14 protein-coding genes and 20 tRNA genes are annotated in these 15,948 nt (G+C 48.2%); 5 read left to right on the top strand and 29 right to left on the bottom strand.

What is annotated here, in order from left to right; all coding sequences use genetic code 11:
• Positions 1-26 precede the first annotated feature (26 nt).
• Genes ACWXW9_RS12685 through ACWXW9_RS12675 form a run of 3 tightly spaced genes read right to left on the bottom strand, consistent with a single transcriptional unit; the run spans position 27 to position 2,342 of the window.
• Complete coding sequence (locus tag ACWXW9_RS12685; protein ID WP_025685903.1) at positions 27-263, bottom strand: non-oxidative hydroxyarylic acid decarboxylases subunit D; 237 nt, start codon at positions 261-263, stop codon at positions 27-29.
• Positions 264-304: 41 nt separating this feature from the next.
• Positions 305-1,723, bottom strand: a complete 1,419-nt coding sequence (locus tag ACWXW9_RS12680) for a non-oxidative hydroxyarylic acid decarboxylases subunit C (RefSeq protein ID WP_494929839.1) — start codon at positions 1,721-1,723, stop codon at positions 305-307.
• 28 nt (positions 1,724-1,751) lie between these two features.
• Positions 1,752-2,342: a UbiX family flavin prenyltransferase gene (locus tag ACWXW9_RS12675; protein ID WP_494929677.1), complete on the bottom strand. Its 591-nt coding sequence runs from the start codon at positions 2,340-2,342 to the stop codon at positions 1,752-1,754.
• 162 nt (positions 2,343-2,504) lie between these two features.
• On the opposite strand from ACWXW9_RS12675, the gene ACWXW9_RS12670 reads away from it, so the two are divergent.
• Positions 2,505-3,410, top strand: a complete 906-nt coding sequence (locus ACWXW9_RS12670; protein ID WP_494929676.1) for a LysR family transcriptional regulator — start codon at positions 2,505-2,507, stop codon at positions 3,408-3,410.
• A gap of 74 nt (positions 3,411-3,484) precedes the next feature.
• Here ACWXW9_RS12670 and ACWXW9_RS12665 read toward each other — a convergent pair whose 3' ends face one another.
• From ACWXW9_RS12665 to ACWXW9_RS12645, 5 genes are all read right to left on the bottom strand, one after another.
• Positions 3,485-4,669 carry a response regulator gene (locus ACWXW9_RS12665; RefSeq protein ID WP_494929675.1) on the bottom strand — a complete coding sequence of 395 codons (1,185 nt, stop codon included), beginning with the start codon at positions 4,667-4,669 and terminating at the stop codon, positions 3,485-3,487.
• Positions 4,650-6,446 carry a cache domain-containing sensor histidine kinase gene (locus tag ACWXW9_RS12660; protein ID WP_494929674.1) on the bottom strand — a complete coding sequence of 599 codons (1,797 nt, stop codon included), beginning with the start codon at positions 6,444-6,446 and terminating at the stop codon, positions 4,650-4,652. Before ACWXW9_RS12660 ends, ACWXW9_RS12665 begins: the two co-directional genes overlap by 20 nt.
• Before the next feature lie 30 nt (positions 6,447-6,476).
• Complete coding sequence (locus tag ACWXW9_RS12655) at positions 6,477-7,301, bottom strand: carbohydrate ABC transporter permease (RefSeq protein ID WP_283654274.1); 825 nt, start codon at positions 7,299-7,301, stop codon at positions 6,477-6,479.
• A 13-nt stretch (positions 7,302-7,314) separates the two neighbouring features.
• Positions 7,315-8,205: a carbohydrate ABC transporter permease gene (locus tag ACWXW9_RS12650; protein WP_494929673.1), complete on the bottom strand. Its 891-nt coding sequence runs from the start codon at positions 8,203-8,205 to the stop codon at positions 7,315-7,317.
• Positions 8,206-8,436: 231 nt separating this feature from the next.
• The gene (locus tag ACWXW9_RS12645; protein WP_494929672.1) at positions 8,437-9,768 is read right to left on the bottom strand and encodes a sugar ABC transporter substrate-binding protein; all 1,332 of its coding nucleotides are present in this window, start codon (positions 9,766-9,768) and stop codon (positions 8,437-8,439) included.
• Between the two features lie 291 nt (positions 9,769-10,059).
• Here ACWXW9_RS12645 and ACWXW9_RS12640 point away from each other — a divergent pair, with 291 nt between their 5' ends.
• Positions 10,060-10,221, top strand: coding sequence for a lysine-specific demethylase (locus tag ACWXW9_RS12640; RefSeq protein ID WP_014279404.1), 162 nt, complete (start codon positions 10,060-10,062; stop codon positions 10,219-10,221).
• 259 nt (positions 10,222-10,480) lie between these two features.
• Here ACWXW9_RS12640 and ACWXW9_RS12635 read toward each other — a convergent pair whose 3' ends face one another.
• Positions 10,481-11,221 carry a Crp/Fnr family transcriptional regulator gene (locus ACWXW9_RS12635; protein WP_494929671.1) on the bottom strand — a complete coding sequence of 247 codons (741 nt, stop codon included), beginning with the start codon at positions 11,219-11,221 and terminating at the stop codon, positions 10,481-10,483.
• Between the two features lie 299 nt (positions 11,222-11,520).
• Between ACWXW9_RS12635 and ACWXW9_RS12630 the strand changes: the two genes are divergently transcribed.
• The 3 genes from ACWXW9_RS12630 (at position 11,521) to ACWXW9_RS12620 (ending at position 13,821) form a co-directional block, all read left to right on the top strand.
• Positions 11,521-11,970: a GAF domain-containing protein gene (locus ACWXW9_RS12630; RefSeq protein ID WP_494929670.1), complete on the top strand. Its 450-nt coding sequence runs from the start codon at positions 11,521-11,523 to the stop codon at positions 11,968-11,970.
• Positions 11,971-12,071: 101 nt separating this feature from the next.
• Positions 12,072-12,725 (top strand): response regulator, encoded by a 654-nt coding sequence (locus ACWXW9_RS12625; RefSeq protein ID WP_044647721.1) that lies wholly within the window; start codon positions 12,072-12,074, stop codon positions 12,723-12,725.
• Positions 12,718-13,821 carry a PAS domain-containing protein gene (locus ACWXW9_RS12620; protein WP_494929669.1) on the top strand — a complete coding sequence of 368 codons (1,104 nt, stop codon included), beginning with the start codon at positions 12,718-12,720 and terminating at the stop codon, positions 13,819-13,821. The genes ACWXW9_RS12625 and ACWXW9_RS12620 overlap by 8 nt, the downstream gene beginning before the upstream one ends.
• Positions 13,822-13,925: 104 nt before the next feature.
• Here ACWXW9_RS12620 and ACWXW9_RS12615 read toward each other — a convergent pair.
• The 20 genes from ACWXW9_RS12615 to ACWXW9_RS12520 form a co-directional block, all read right to left on the bottom strand.
• Positions 13,926-13,996, bottom strand: a tRNA-Gly gene (locus ACWXW9_RS12615).
• Positions 13,997-14,005: 9 nt separating this feature from the next.
• Positions 14,006-14,079: transfer RNA gene (locus ACWXW9_RS12610), tRNA-Pro, on the bottom strand.
• Positions 14,080-14,101: 22 nt separating this feature from the next.
• Positions 14,102-14,178: transfer RNA gene (locus tag ACWXW9_RS12605), tRNA-Arg, on the bottom strand.
• A gap of 26 nt (positions 14,179-14,204) precedes the next feature.
• A tRNA-Cys gene (locus tag ACWXW9_RS12600) sits at positions 14,205-14,276 on the bottom strand.
• 10 nt (positions 14,277-14,286) lie between these two features.
• Positions 14,287-14,361 (bottom strand) — tRNA-Gly (locus ACWXW9_RS12595).
• A 6-nt stretch (positions 14,362-14,367) separates the two neighbouring features.
• Positions 14,368-14,454, bottom strand: a tRNA-Leu gene (locus ACWXW9_RS12590).
• 14 nt (positions 14,455-14,468) lie between these two features.
• A tRNA-Lys gene (locus ACWXW9_RS12585) sits at positions 14,469-14,544 on the bottom strand.
• Between the two features lie 4 nt (positions 14,545-14,548).
• A tRNA-Gln gene (locus ACWXW9_RS12580) sits at positions 14,549-14,623 on the bottom strand.
• 16 nt (positions 14,624-14,639) lie between these two features.
• Positions 14,640-14,712, bottom strand: a tRNA-His gene (locus ACWXW9_RS12575).
• A gap of 20 nt (positions 14,713-14,732) precedes the next feature.
• A tRNA-Tyr gene (locus ACWXW9_RS12570) sits at positions 14,733-14,818 on the bottom strand.
• Between the two features lie 4 nt (positions 14,819-14,822).
• Positions 14,823-14,898: transfer RNA gene (locus ACWXW9_RS12565), tRNA-Thr, on the bottom strand.
• 25 nt (positions 14,899-14,923) lie between these two features.
• Positions 14,924-14,996, bottom strand: a tRNA-Phe gene (locus tag ACWXW9_RS12560).
• 81 nt (positions 14,997-15,077) lie between these two features.
• Positions 15,078-15,154, bottom strand: a tRNA-Asp gene (locus tag ACWXW9_RS12555).
• 24 nt (positions 15,155-15,178) lie between these two features.
• Positions 15,179-15,252, bottom strand: a tRNA-Met gene (locus ACWXW9_RS12550).
• A gap of 31 nt (positions 15,253-15,283) precedes the next feature.
• Positions 15,284-15,359 (bottom strand) — tRNA-Val (locus ACWXW9_RS12545).
• Between the two features lie 6 nt (positions 15,360-15,365).
• Positions 15,366-15,437: transfer RNA gene (locus ACWXW9_RS12540), tRNA-Glu, on the bottom strand.
• An 18-nt stretch (positions 15,438-15,455) separates the two neighbouring features.
• Positions 15,456-15,547: transfer RNA gene (locus ACWXW9_RS12535), tRNA-Ser, on the bottom strand.
• 110 nt (positions 15,548-15,657) lie between these two features.
• A tRNA-Asn gene (locus ACWXW9_RS12530) sits at positions 15,658-15,733 on the bottom strand.
• A gap of 4 nt (positions 15,734-15,737) precedes the next feature.
• Positions 15,738-15,813, bottom strand: a tRNA-Ala gene (locus ACWXW9_RS12525).
• Positions 15,814-15,836: 23 nt separating this feature from the next.
• Positions 15,837-15,913 (bottom strand) — tRNA-Ile (locus ACWXW9_RS12520).
• Positions 15,914-15,948: the final 35 nt, after the last annotated feature.

Below are 15,948 nucleotides of genomic sequence, written 5' to 3'. Positions count from 1 at the left end.
TTCAAAGTACCATAATTTACGGCTGCTTACGAACGACCCTGTACCCGCTCTGGAATAGGAGGGACATGGGCGGCATTCGGAATATCTTGGGGGTTCACCTTGAACGCCGATTTATACTTTGCCGGATCAGTAATGCTATCCGGTTCCGAGGTGCGCCATGTGAACATACATACAGGACACAGCAAGACCTCCCAGGCGCCTTTCACTGGCGAACGGGTAACAACCTCCGAACGATTAGATTCACAACGGGGACAAATATGCATCTGTCAGCACTCCTTTAATCTTTCTATATTTTCAAAAATATTTAACGAAGCATATGGCTCAGCTTTTTTTCCCATTCCGCTACACCCAGCGGAGAATCGAGCGGCTGCGAATAATGGCCTCTAATATCCGGTGCTATGGGTGTCGTCGCATCCAATATCATTTTGTGCGTCATACCTGCCGGATCAGAGCCAGGGTCAAGCGGTAAAATTGACAAGCCCGGCACAATGACAGCATCATGCTTCGGATGCAGCTTGGTGGATAAGGCCCACATGACCTGCGGCAGATTGAACGGATCGACATCCTCATCCACCACAATCACCAGCTTGCAATATCCCAATCCATGCGGAGTCGTTAGCGCACGCATCCCCACAGCCTTCGCAAAGCCGCCATAACGGGTTTTCGTGGAAATAATAGCGACCAGCCCATGCGTATACATGGCATTAACGGCTACGATTTCATTAGGAAATGCATCCTTGAGCTGTTGAAACAACGGTACACTTGTATTCACACCGATCATATAATCCGTTTCCGTCCAAGGCATCCCGATGTACAAATGCTCAAATATAGGCTGCTTACGGTGACATACACGATTAATCTGAATGACTGGCATCGCGCGGCCGCCGGAATAGTGACCTGTAAATTCACCGAATGGACCTTCAAACTCACGCTCACCCGCTAACACTTCACCTTCCAGAATAACCTCGGCTCCCCAAGGCAGATCGAGATCCGCATCCTTGGCTTTGACCACACGGTAAGGCTCACCCTGAATGGCGCCCGCCATCTCATACTCGGATTGATCGTACAGCAGCGGCGTAGAAGCAGCCGTGGTAATCACAGGCTCACATCCGAGAGCAATAGCGACCTTCAGATTTTCACCGCGTTCCTCAGCCTGACGGATATGGATCGCAATATCATGCTGCGGTACAGGCTGGATACCCAAACGGTTTTTGCCCTTGACCTGCATCCGGTACAAGCCGACATTTTGCTTGCCATAGGTGTCCGGGTCATCCAGATCGCGTGACACCAAAATCGCTTTATCCAGATAAAACCCTCCGTCTCCCTGGTTCAAACGAAACAACGGTAAAATATCAAACAAATTAATATCCTCTGTAATCTCGACTTCATGAAAAGGAGCGGTTTCTTCCCGCTTCACGGGCACCGGAAATTGTTCATAGCGTCTGGCAAATTCAAAAAACTGCTCCTTGAGCGGCGTGTTTTTTGGCATTCCCATCATGAGGGCATGATTAGGCCAGGAGCCCATCACATTCATTGCAATACGAGCATCCGTATATCCATAGATATTGTTGAAAAAAAGGGCAGGTGTCTTATCTCCCATATTGTTTAACGCTCTGTTAGATGCTGCGAGGTCAGGCTCCGGCTTTACTTCATCGCTGATCGTAAGCAATTGTCCCTCCTTTTCCAAAGTATGCAGAAAATCGCGAAAGTCTTTATAAGCCATCATTCATTCTCCTTTCTCTTCCGTTTTCTCAATTCTGGTGCAGTCTGGAGTCAGCCTGCTTCATTCCATCCCAGCGCTTAGCTGCGGTAGTGACAATACCGAACTGATCCAATGCGCGAAAAACAATATGATCCACCAATTCCTCGATACTTGCAGGATGATTATAAAAGGCAGGCATCGGCGGCAGGATCATCACGCCCATACGTGACAGCTCCAGCATATTTTCCAGATGAATACTGCTTAATGGTGTTTCCCTGGTCATGAGCAGCAGCTTCTTTCGCTCTTTCAGCATTACATCCGCTGATCGGGTGAGCAGGTTGTCCGCCATACCGATACGAATAGAGGCGAGCGTCTTCATACTGCAAGGAGCGACGATCATGCCATCTACCCGGAAGGAGCCGCTGGAAATACGCGCAGCCTGATCCTTATACGAATAAACTGCATCCGCCATGGCCTCCACTTCCTTCACCGTGTAGCCTGTCTCATAGGGAATGTTCGCAATAGCCCACGGGGATAACACCAGATGGCTCTCCACTGCGGCCTCCCGTAATTGTTGCAATATACGGATACCGAAGATCGGCCCTGTCGCTCCCGATATTCCTACAATGATTTTCTTCATATGTCCCCTCCTTCCACCCCATCGTTGTATGTTCACCCATGCATCACTGTCAAAAATTATACGCCTGTTCCTTGCACACGAAAAATATATATAATATATGTAATGCATACTTTAAAAGTATTCAAATCGAAGCGTTGTTCAGAAATGAGGTGGAAACCCCCAATGGATATGAAGCATCTGCATTACTTTTGCGTCATTGTGGAGGAAGGGCAAATCACCAAAGCCGCACGCACGCTCAACATGGCCCAGCCTCCGCTGAGTCAGCAGCTCAAAAATATGGAGGACGAGCTTGGGGTAAAGCTGATTTACCGGGAAGGAAAGAAGTGGGAGGTCACCGAGGCCGGATATGCACTATACACCCGCGCCAAACGATTACTGGCTGAAATGGAGGATACCTGTAGAGAAATTGGAGAGTTCGAAAGCAATGTAACCGGCACCCTGTCCATAGGCACTTCATCGGCCTGCATGTCTCTGATTACCGAACAACTCAGACGCTTTCATCAGAATTATCCGGAGGTATACGTTAAAATAGGACACGGAGACACACATCATCTGGAGGAACTGCTGCATCAAAATAAAGTCGATCTGGCTCTGCTGCTGCTTCCGGTAAACGACAACTCGTACCATACGATTGAACTGGAGGGCGTTTCTTTTGTTGCAGTACTTCCATGTGAATGGGCAGATCGCCATCCGAGTGGTGAAATTACGTTACAGGAATCAGCCAGCTATGACCTCTTGTTGGGACGCCGAACAGAAGGACACGGGCTATACGAAACCGTCATCCGCAAATTTCAGGAACACCATCTTACTCCGCGCGTCGTACTGGACTGTCCTGAAATATCGACTATTCTCTCGCTCGTATCCACAGGCATGGGGATTACCATCATTCCAGACGCTGGCTTGGGACAAGAATATGGGGACAGATTTCGCACGCTCTCCATTAAGGAGCCGTTTCCCTTTACCCGGCCTGCCGTCGTATGGCGCAAGGATCGTTATTTATCCAATGCGGCTCGCAAATTGGTTGAACAGCTCCAAGCTGGACACACGAAAAAGACTGCTCCCGAGTAGATGCTCTCTACAACTCTACTCATGAAACAGCCCTATGCTGGATGAACCTCGGTCATTCCTTTGTTGTTGCCGCCTTATTTGACTCCCTGATGCCGATACTCAGTCGGAGTCATTCCACATTTGCGCCGGAATACCTGTGTAAAATGCCGCATGTCCTGATAACCAATCCGCTCGGATATATCAGCTAGCCGAAGATGAGGATCACCGAGCAGCCGCTTCGCTTCCTCCATTCGTAAGCAAATAACGTAATCCTTATAGCCTTGTCCGGTTTTTTGCTTGAACAACTGGCTGAAATACACCGGATTCAAAAAGACAACCGAAGCTACCTTCTCCAGCGACAGCTCCTCTGTAAAGTGAGCCCGAATGTATTGCAACGCCACATCCACCGTATGCATGCCTTTTCGCAGACATTCTCCGGCGTCCACTGCCGCCGCCGCAATCTCCTCGGGCGTTCGTCTTAGCCGTGCCACTTCTTCGGGAATGGATGCAAAATTGTGGTGAACCCCCGAACGTGTAATTTGTAACGGTACCCTCACATAACGCTTCAAGTGGGATTCGAGCAACGTTTCCAGCCGTGCCGCCTCTGCCTCATCCCGTAGCCGTGCAATGCCCAGCAGGCTATGGCGGTCGAGACTGACGACAAAGCCACTGCCACCTGCCTCAATCAGCTCGGATAGTACATTTTCAATCATAAAATGCTCCAGATGCGTCTGCTTGTGATCAGGCTCCATACGAACCATGAAGAGATGAAACTCCGGATAGTTTTCCACAAACGGCTGTATATCGAGCTTCCCAGTATCCAGTCCAAGTGCATGGCGTTGGAAAACTGCTTCACGCAAATAGACCATATTGGACTTGAGCAGCTTGCCCTCGTTCGCCTGCTGTGAGGCGACAAGCGCTTCGGCTGTCAGCATTTCTATGCATTCCAGCAGCTTCTTCTTACCAATTGGCTTTAACAGGTAGTCTTTGGCACCCAGCTTTACCGCTCTTTGCGCATATTGGAAGTCGGAATGGGCCGAAATTACAACCCACTGTAGATGAGGATGCTTTCGCTTGGAAATGCGCATGAATTCCAGACCATCCATACCAGGCATCAGGATATCAGTTAATACAATATCCACGGGATGCTCCGCCAGAATGCCTGCTGCTTCCTCGGTGGAAGCAGCGAGATGAATGCCGCAGGCTGGCAGAGCCTGGCCAATGGTGCGCCGAATCCCCTGCCGAATCATACTTTCATCGTCAGCTATCAGAATATTCATGTTTCTCCTCCTTCTGTGGCAGAGGCACACTTACAGTGGCTGTCGTTCCGGCCCCAGGTGCGCTGGAGATCCGTAGGCCGTACTCTTCTCCGAACATGTGCCGTAGCCGTAAATTTAGGTTTTGCAGGCCGATGCCTCCCGCCTGCCCGCTGCCCGTCTGCTTGCCGGGTTCTGCCAAAGCAACCTGAACCACCTCCCATCGTTCGTACTCCATACCTGCGCCGTTATCCATAATATGCAGGCTTAAAACACCGTCATATTCCTCTGCCCTGACGAGCAGCTTGCCGCCTGTATTCGCATGAAGAGGCTCCAGTCCGTGCTTAACCGCGTTTTCAATCAACGGCTGTAAGGTCATTTTCGGCAAACGGATATCCATCCAGCACTCATCAATACTGATGTCCACGGATACCCTGCCCTCCAGCCGGGCCTGAATAATGGTGAGGTAATGCCCTATCTGCTCTACTTCTTCGCGCAGGCTGACATCGGCTCCTTCCTCCCAATGACTGCTGTAGCGGAACATATGGGATAAGGAAAGCACCACTTCCCCGAGCTGATCCTGTCCCTTTTCATCCAGCATCCAGTAGATCATATCCAGCGTGTTGTACAGAAAATGCGGATTGACCTGCGTCTGGAGCGCGTGCAACTCGGCATTCTTCTCACTGACCGATGATATACGAACCAGCTCAATCAGCTCGGCAATCCGTCTTACCATATGGTTGAAGGAGGTTGCCAGTTGGTTGATTTCCTCATACGATTCAATCTCCACCGTATGGCGGAAATTCCCCGTCTCCACCCGCTTCATTTCCCGAATAACCCGCTTCAACGGAAGCGAAATACTCCTAGAAACGATGGACGCGATCAACGCGGATAAAATAATGAGCACAGGCACCACAATGAGCAAATACCTTTGATTTTGCACCAGCTCCACGTTTAAGTCCTCGCTGGGTGTCACGCTAATGACCGACCAATCGGCAAACGGCAACTTGGAAGCGATTACAACATTCTCATTACTCCGGTTTACAATGACATCATCCTCCGGTACCTGCTGTTCCAGACTTTGCAGATCCGGGGGTGGTTCAGAGGAGGTAGCTGACACAATCCGGTTTTCATGGCCAACCAAATACACCCGACTATTGGTACCCAGCCGCAAATTATGGAGTGCGGACAGAACAGAACGCGGTTCAGCTTCAAACAGGACAATACCAATCGGCTTATGCTCATCCAGATCATAGAGCTGGCGCCCGAACGCAAATACGGGTCTGGTTTCTACCTGGTCAATGACAGAGTGAGGATAAACGCCCAGCCATGCGATTTTGCCCGCTGACTTTCGAATTTCCTTATACCATTCGGTGTGTTCGTAATCGGTATCAATGACATTCATATAATTCCCGTAGTTGTATACCTTGCCTGTGTCTGTGATGACATGAATGCCAATCAGGTCCTCCCGCGAATAATAGATAGCTCCCAGAATATTAGTAATTGTACGTTCATTGATGTAATTGACGGCGGGCAAATCGCTGGTGTCCGTCGTTAGCAGACGAACCAAATCCATATTGTTGCTGATCGATTTGGACAGACTGTTATAGCTGCTGAGCAGCAATTCGAACAGTCCTGCCGTTTGGGAAACATTTTTACGCGCCAGTTCACTGACCTTATCGTGGAACTGCACCGTGGTACGGTTATAAAATAACAGACTGATCGCCAGCACAATACCGGACATGCTCAACAGGAACAGAATAAACAAGCGGTGGTGAATAGACTGAAAACGGCGCATCATTCCTCCGTGCGCTCCTTTCGGATCGCTCGCCTACCCTTTAACCGCCCCCGCTACCATGCCCTTGGTAATCTTTTCGGACAGGACAAAATAAATAATAATGACCGGTAAGGCACCCATAACCAGAAAAGCGCCAATATTGCCGTAATTCACAGAATACTGGCTGACGAATGTATAGACGCCGAAAGGGAGTGTTTTGAGCTTCTCGGACGAGATAAAGGTGGCAGCCATAATGTATTCATTCCAGATATTAATAAAGGTCAAAATACACACCGTCATCATCGGCGGAATCGAGATGGGTAAGATCACACTGCGGAAAATACGATAAATGCTCGCCCCATCAATATAAGCGGATTCTTCAATCTCGTGGGGAATGGACCGCATAAAGCCGGACAGGATGAAAACCGCAATTGGTGTCTGAAATGCAATATAGGGTAAAATCAGCGAGAAATACGTATTGAGAATGTTGATGTTTTTGAACATCACCATCAGCGGCAGCAGCGTTGCCTGCATCGGAATCATCATTCCGATCAGAAACAAGGTCAGCACAGCAGCCCCAAAGCGCCAGCGGAAACGCGTAATCGCATAAGCAGTCATCGAGCTTAACAAAATGACGAATAGCATCGTAACTCCGGTCACCAGCACACTGTTTCCCAAATAGCGCAAGTAGCTCCCTGATTCATAAGCTTCCTGATAGTTGTGCCACTGGGGCACTTGAGGGAGTGCAAAGAAGCTTGCGCTCAAAATCTCTTCATTCGTCTTCAACGAATAGGTCAGCAGCCAGAAGAGTGGATACAGCTGCGTGACGATCAAAACCGCCAGCAAGGAAAAGACTAATGTTTTTTTCATGGTGTTCACAGCTTCATCCCCTTTAGCTTACCTTATTTTCAATTCGTTTGAAAACAAAATTTATCACAATTGTAAATGACAAACAGATAATGACGAGAAACGAGGCCAATGCGCTGCCATATCCATATTTCATAGACAAAAAGGACATGTTGTACATATATGTGGATACTGTATCCGTTGCATGAGCAGGCCCTCCACCCGTCATCACCCAGATCAGATCAAACGATTGCAGAGAACCAATAAAGGCCAATACCATTGATATTTTGAAAATAGGCACAATGAGCGGCAGCGTAATATAACGATCTGCTTTAAAACCCTCAGCTCCATCCATTTTGGCTGCCTCGTACAACTCATTCGGAATATTTTGCACCCCGGTAAACTGAATCAGCAGATGATAGCCAAAATACTGCCACAACGACACAAAATAGAGCGCGTACATAGCAATCTGCGGTTCTGTCAGCCATGAGCGTGTCCAGCTTTCCAGCCCGACCGACATCAAAATACCGTTCAGCATCCCACCCATCGATGCCGGATTATAGATCGTCTTCCACAGTTGCCCGATAATAACCACTGACAGAATGACTGGCAGAAAATACATCGTAACCAGCGTATTCGCCTTACGCACATAGCGATTGAGCAAAATAGCCAGCAGCAGACAGAACGGAATTTCCAGCATGGAAAACACAGCGAACATCATCGTCCGCTTCACAGACGGCCAGAACACCGGATCGGCTGTAAATATTCGCTCGAAATTCGCCAGCCCCACAAACTTCGCCTCAGATATTCCGTTCCAATCCAGCAGTCCACAGTACACCGACACCAGAATCGGAACAAACACCATACAGGTATACAGCAGCAGGCAGGGCAGCACGAAAACGGCAATGGTGCGTGTCGGCACCTTCAGTACATTCATGCTCCAATCTCCTTTGTATTTTTTCTGAACATCTTATAAGGATGCGCAGCTCATGGTTATCCCAAATCAGGGAAGGAACTAATGCGCCCCTCCCCTGTTAAGCTGCAACTTCAGGATTTTGCAAAATTCGATTCCAGTCGCTCCAATGTGCAATATATAGACGAACTAGGCCATTTCGATCTATATATTGTTCGTTGGAAATCGCTTATTGGATTTTTGCAGAATCCTCACTTATTTATTCGCTTCAAAAGCGCTCTGATGCTCCTTGGCAACTTGTGCAGAGTCTTCTTTTTGCACGAACAGGTTTTGAATGCTGCTCAGATGCGCCTGCGCAATAGCCGGATTCATCGTATTATCAAAAGCGAGGTCGCCGCCCTTCACATTTTTGAACAGCTCATTAAGATTAATCGCCAACTCGGAGTAGCCCGCCTCCTTCAGATCGCCTTTCATTTTCTGACCGCTGCCAATTGCATTTTTCAGATCAAACTGGATCTTGGGCATCTCTGTAATAAAATAGTGCAGAAAATCCTTCGTCTCCTGCAAATGCTCACTATTCGCCGATACTGCAAACGCACTGCCCGGCGCAATCACATACTCATTCACATCTCCCTTGCCATTCACCGTAGGGAATTGGAACACGCCCACCTTGCCTGCTACCGAAGAAGCATCAATAGACCCTGTTTCCCATGTGCCCATGATATACATCGCGGCTTTTCCTGTTTTAAAAATATTGCCGCCCGCATTATAGTCAATGGAGGTAGCTCCATCCGGGAATGCCCCTGCCTGCACCAGTTCCTGAAATGCATCCACTGCTTCCACAAAGGCCGGATCATTAAACGTCTTTTTGCCGTCCAGCACATCTTTGAGGAAATTCGGCCCTTCATTCGTACGCAGCAAAATATTCATGAAAAGGAGTGATCCGGTCCACGAATCCTTTTCCCCAATCGCAATCGGGGTAATCCCCTTTCCCTTCAGCGCCTTGACGGCCGTAATCAGCTCATCAAAGGTGGTCGGCAGCTTTTGAATTCCCGCCTGCTCGAACAGCTCCTTATTGTAAAACACCACTTCTATATTGTTACCGTCCGGAAAAGCGTACAACTTATCATCGAAGCTATAATAATCGAGCAGTCCATCCTGAAATGTATCTTTTAAGCCATCTTTATCTGCCACATCGTTCAGGGGAGCCAGTAACCCGGCATCCACGAAGGGCTTCATTTGTGCGGCCGGGTTTACAATCGTAATATCCGGAACTTCCTTCGCCGCCGCCTGTGTTTTCAGCTTTAGCTTTTGTTGATCTGTATTCAGCGAATCCAGCTCAATTTTGACATTCGGATGATTCTGCTCATATTGACTTACAATTTGCTTTATCATTTTGTATGAAGGAGTGCTGGGATCAGGATTAATGTTCTGGAAGGTGATCGTCACTTCTTTACTTACCGCGCCTCCACCCTTGCTTCCTGAGTCCCCCGGACTTGCGCTCTGTCCGTTATTACAAGCTGTCAGCGTCAATGCCAAGGCGCTCGCCACCAAAATAGATAGCGCTTTCATTTTATTTCTGCCCATATTCCTTTTCCTCCTCTTGTTGAAGCATTGTGCGAATCGCTCCTGTCGGTGAATACTCAATGCCCGCTTGTTCTTTTCATTATGTTCTATAGAAAAGAAGTGAACAATGTGTGAACTTAAGGAGAAGGGTTTGTTTTTTCAAGCCCTCATTCGTGCGCTTCAAAATTCATTCATATCATAACTTGCAATTTATCTCGAACACAGGCATAATATGAATAAGCTCATCCTTTGATAATGATTCTCATTATTAAAAGATAACTATACATGGACTCCAAAGGAGGCAGGACCGCAGTGAAAGAAGCTTTTAGTAGAACCTCCCTGCATATTGATGATTATTTGGATCTTCTCAATCTTGCGGTACAGGTCGGAGATATAAAGTGGCAAAAGGAAATTACACGTAAACTTCAAGCCTTAAGTGTCCTCCAGACAGAACAGGTTGAAATAGATCAATAATCGTCTCCCCAGCTAATTGACCGCTATACGGCGTTGATTAGCTTTTTTTATGTTATAAATGTGAGCATTTTGCATAAATCCCAAGAGCGATTTCAAATCAGCAATATAAAGATCGAAATGGTTTAGTTCGTCTATATATTGTACTTTTAAGCGTTCGGAATCGAATGATGCAAAATGCTGATGTATAAGTACAGGTGCGTCAGAAGACGTAAATCAAGGCGGGTCCTCAGGGACTCCGCCTTATTTATGTTCATATTTTTTAGAGTCGGCAGATTTCATGCGCACATTGACCGTACGAAGGGCAGCAGCACATCATGCGCAGCACCTTGAGATCGTGAATGACTATTTTTCCATCCCGCGTATCAAGCGTCCCCTGCTCCTTCAACGAGCTTAGCATCCGATTCACACTCTCTCGTGTCGCTCCAATCATTTCACCCAGCTCGGAGTGACTCAGCTTCATATTCAGTAAAATGCCATCCTTCACCGCTACACCGCATGTATTACTCGCCCGAATCAGCGTAGAGGCCAATGCTCCTGTTTTACCATACAGCAGCAAATCCCGAAACCGCGATTGCATAATCCGTTGCTTCATAGCCATCCACTGAATGAATTGGAGCCCCATTGCTCCATTTTTGGACAGAAGCGATTCCAGATCCTGAACACGCACCACGCCCAGCTCACAGGCATCGGCTGTTTCTGCGGTGCAGCTATACTCTTCTCCATCTATCCCGCTGAACTCCCCGATTAAGTCGCCTTGATGCTGAATGGTCAAAATCAATTCTTTTCCGTCTTCTGTCGACTTGCGAAGCTTAACATGGCCCGAATGTATATAATAAAGCTGCTCCGATTCTTCGCCCTCTCTAAAAAGCGTAATACCCGCCTTTACCTTTTTCCAGGACATGATATCCTTCAGCAGCTCAAAATGTTCCTCCGTCAAAAAAAGCTGAATTCCCGTGCGTTCCACCTTATCTCCAAACCGTTCCGTACAAGTGGCTTGCATGTTAGCGTCCTCCTCGTGTTTACCTGATATCTATATCATAATGTTTTGACGCATCAGTTGTTATCAGGAGAACACCTGATTTTATACCTCCCTACTCCCTGATTTGCTGTGATAAATATCACTCTCGTCATCGAGCAGAGCCTAATTTATCGGGCTCCCTCCTACTCCTTGCCCCGCCTGTTCAAAAGTCAGTGTTTCCTGAACCTATAGATCAGGGGGTTCCCTGACTTACTTTTGTAACTGCTGGAACTACAATAAGTTAGAGCTACAGTTTTGTTACGAAAAAGGATGTGTCTTCTATGCTAGAAATAACGGATGAAATGCGCAAAGCACTGGATCAGTTGAGAGATCGTATCTATGGGGATCTCACAGCACTTGCGCTCATGTCCAAGCCGGGCGGTGTGTTGCAATGGTATTATGCCTCTGGCAGCCGCAGCGAACGCTATAGGCGTATTTCTTTTAAGGTAGGGCATGGTATTGCCGGGATGGCTGTTCGTCTGGGGCGTACCGTGACCGTAAGCGCTATGCTCTCCGGCAGCATCCGTTTACGTCAGGAATGTGCGCTGATGCTGGCGGAACAGCTTCACTCTGCTGTGGCTATTCCCTTTTCCAGCACAGGGGATCTGCCGAACGGTGTATTGCTTCTCGGTAATCGTGATGTGAAAGTGTTCACCGATTCCGACGTCGCAGGGGCCACAAAAGTGGCCGAGCAGCTTGGTCAGCTATGTGCCCACACTCTTATTCTATGAGATCATATAACTGTACCTAACTGTCTATGTTGATTGGAATCCCTTAAATTTGATATGATGATGACAAAACGTACGGTTCTACCGTTCGAGGGGATGACAAATTGATTCGTATACTTGTAGTGGATGACCATGTTGTCGTACGTTCCGGCCTCATGGCCCTATTGGACGGCAAACACGGTATTAAGGTGGTAGGAGATGCAGCGGATGGGGATGAAGCGATTCGCAAGGCGATAGAGCTACAGCCCCATGTCGTACTCATGGATTTTAGTATGCCACCTGGCAAAGATGGTCTTACGGCAACCACTGAATTGAAAAAACAGTTGCCTGATACAGAAGTGCTTATTTTAACGATGCATGACGATGAAGAATATCTGTTTCGGGCCATTCAGGCCGGAGCCTCCGGATATATTTTAAAAAGCGCACCTCACGAGGAATTACTTGCTGCCATTCAGTCTGTCGCCGAAGGTAGCGCCTATCTGTACCCGAATGCAACCAAACGGCTGATGAGTGAATATCTGGACAAGATCAAGAAGGAAGGCATAGCCGGCCCGTATGAGTCCCTTTCTGAACGGGAAAAGGAAATTCTCTCGTGGGTAGCCAAGGGATACGCGAACAAGGAAATTGCCGAGCGCTTGGTGATCAGCGTTAAAACCGTGGAGTCCCACAAAAGTAATCTGATGGAGAAGCTTAACCTGAAAACACGGCCCGAGCTGGTCAAATTTGCACTAAAAAAGGGGCTGCTGCATTATGAATGAACCTTCTAATCCTTTGCTCCAGCATGCTTTTGGCGAGTCAGCCGATAAGCTGCTGGATGATTTGGAAGCGCATATACCGGAATCCCCTTTTCTCCATGCACTGCGTAACTCACTCCACCAGTTATCCAATCTGAAATTCGCGTTGGATACGTCCTCTATCGTTGCTTTGACCGATCACCGCGGCATTATTCAGTACGTCAACGACAAGTTCTGCGAGATTTCGCAATACAGTCGGGAAGAGCTGATCGGTCGGGATCATCGCCTCATTAATTCGGGCTATCATACTTCTGCCTTTATGAAAAACCTGTGGACCACAATTCGTTCAGGCGAGGTATGGCAGGGAGAAATACGTAATCGAGCCAAAGACAACACCTACTATTGGGTGAATACCACCATCGTTCCGTTCATGGACGAAGAAGGTAAGCCCTATCAGTATTTGGCGATCCGTAATGAGGTAACCAAACTTAAAAAAGTAGAAGCTGAGCTGCAGACGATGATGACGCAAGTGATGCAAATACAGGAGGAAGAACGCAAGCGTTTTTCAAGAGAGCTGCATGATGGAATTGGGCAAAGCTTGTTTTCGCTGATTATTCAACTGGATAGTCAGCTTGCCGAACAGCCTAATCCTGCTCTGGAAAAACTGCGTTCACAGGTGACTGACATTATTAAGGATGTCCGCGGACTGGCGTGGGAACTTCGCCCCTCAGTTCTGGATGATTTGGGCGTCGTACCAGCCATACGGACCTATATTGAAAACTATTGTTCTCATTACGGAATTGAGGTACATTTTCAATGTAATTTGCGTAAACGCCTTGATATCCGAAAGGAAATAGCGATTTATCGGATTGTACAGGAAGCCTTGACGAATGTAGCCAAATATGCGGACGTAGCTGAGGCACATGTCGACGTAGAGGATCAGGGTGAAGTCATACAAGTGACCATTTGGGATGAGGGTATCGGATTCTCTGAGCAATCTCAAGGGGAAGGCGTGGGACTGTTCAGCATGGAGGAACGAGCCAGGGGCGTAGGAGGATGGATCAGCGTAACCTCTGCACCGGAACACGGGACCTCCATCCAACTGACCCTTCCTGTGTAAAGATATAGCAGCATAAATAAAAAAGAGAGAGCGCTGTCCCCAGACAGGCTCTCTTTATTTATAAGGTGTCACCACTGAGGCAACAAGAATCCGCTATAGCAAAAAGCGGGTGATGGGAATCGAACCCACGCTATCAGCTTGGAAGGCTGAAGTTCTACCATTGAACTACACCCGCAAATCAGTATCGGGATGACACGATTTGAACATGCGACCCCCTGGTCCCAAACCAGGTGCTCTACCAAGCTGAGCTACATCCCGATATTATACATTTTTAAGAAAATGGCGCGCCCTGAGAGATTCGAACTCCCGGCCTTTTGATTCGTAGTCAAACGCTCTATCCAGCTGAGCTAAGGGCGCAAAATGTAATCCATAATAAGCAGTAAAGGCGCCACCCAGATTTGAACTGGGGAGTGAAGCTTTTGCAGAGCTTTGCCTTACCACTTGGCTATGGCGCCGAATGGATAATGGAGCGGACGACGGGAATCGAACCCGCGACCCTCGCCTTGGCAAGGCGATGCTCTACCGCTGAGCCACGTCCGCAAAATATGGTGCGGTCGAGAGGACTCGAACCTCCACGGGGGTTAGCCCACACGGACCTGAACCGTGCGCGTCTGCCAATTCCGCCACGACCGCAAAATAAATATAAATGGTGAGCCATGAAGGATTCGAACCTTCGACACCCTGATTAAAAGTCAGGTGCTCTACCAGCTGAGCTAATGGCTCTTAATGGCTGGGGATATAGGATTTGAACCTATGCATGACGGAGTCAAAGTCCGTTGCCTTACCGCTTGGCTAATCCCCATTAAATGAAAATAAAGGGCGGCCGATGGGGCTTGAACCCACGAATGCCGGAGTCACAGTCCGGTGCGTTAACCACTTCGCCACGACCGCCATAATGATTATGAAAAGACTGGTGGAGGATGATGGATTCGAACCACCGAACCCGTAAGGGAGCAGATTTACAGTCTGATGCGTTTGGCCACTTCGCTAATCCTCCAAAATGGTGCCGGCGAGAGGACTTGAACCCCCAACCTACTGATTACAAGTCAGTTGCTCTACCAGTTGAGCTACACCGGCACATTACTCATTCCCACTTGAAAGGTGGCTCGGGACGGAATCGAACCGCCGACACGAGGATTTTCAGTCCTCTGCTCTACCGACTGAGCTACCGAGCCATATATTGTTTTATATCTGTAATATACAAACCCACATTATATGTAGAATACACAAAAATGCCAGTTATATATTTCATAAAATGGCGGAACTGACGGGATTCGAACCCGCGATCTCCTGCGTGACAGGCAGGCATGTTAGGCCTCTACACCACAGTTCCATAGATAATCCTAAGGAAAATCAATTGCGGGGACAGGATTTGAACCTGTGACCTTCGGGTTATGAGCCCGACGAGCTACCGAACTGCTCCACCCCGCGACATTAAAAGGGAATACTTGTATAACATAAATGGTGGAGGCTGAGGGGTTCGAACCCCCGACCCTCTGCTTGTAAGGCAGATGCTCTCCCAGCTGAGCTAAGCCTCCATACCATGACCCGTAGGGGAATCGAACCCCTGTTACCTCCGTGAAAGGGAGGTGTCTTAACCGCTTGACCAACGGGCCTTAACAATAAATAATATCTGGCGGAGAGAGAAGGATTCGAACCCTCGCACCACTCTCGCAGTCTAAACCCTTAGCAGAGGATCCCCTTATAGCCACTTGGGTATCTCTCCAACAAGCAGTATAAGGATTACATCCTTAACCTCACTGGAATGAACCGCAGACCTCAACCAACTCAGCTACGCCGCCATCTTATATATAAGATTCAGAAATATTCAAGATTTGGCTCCCCGAACAGGACTCGAACCTGTGACAACTCGATTAACAGTCGAGTGCTCTACCAACTGAGCTATCAGGGAATATTGGTGGAGCCAAGCGGGATCGAACCGCTGACCTCCTGCGTGCAAGGCAGGCGCTCTCCCAGCTGAGCTATGGCCCCAGTCATTTTGTGTCATCAAGAAGTGGTGGGCCTTAGTGGACTCGAACCACCGACCTCACCCTTATCAGGGGTGCGCTCTAACCAGCTGAGCTAAAGGCCCTAATATGTATGTCTTCATTATCCTCTAAAGGGACA

It is taken from the genome of Paenibacillus sp. LT-B23, from assembly GCF_059417685.1.
The sequence above is the reverse complement of the archived record's forward strand: the minus strand, read 5'-3'. Positions and strand labels throughout refer to the sequence as shown.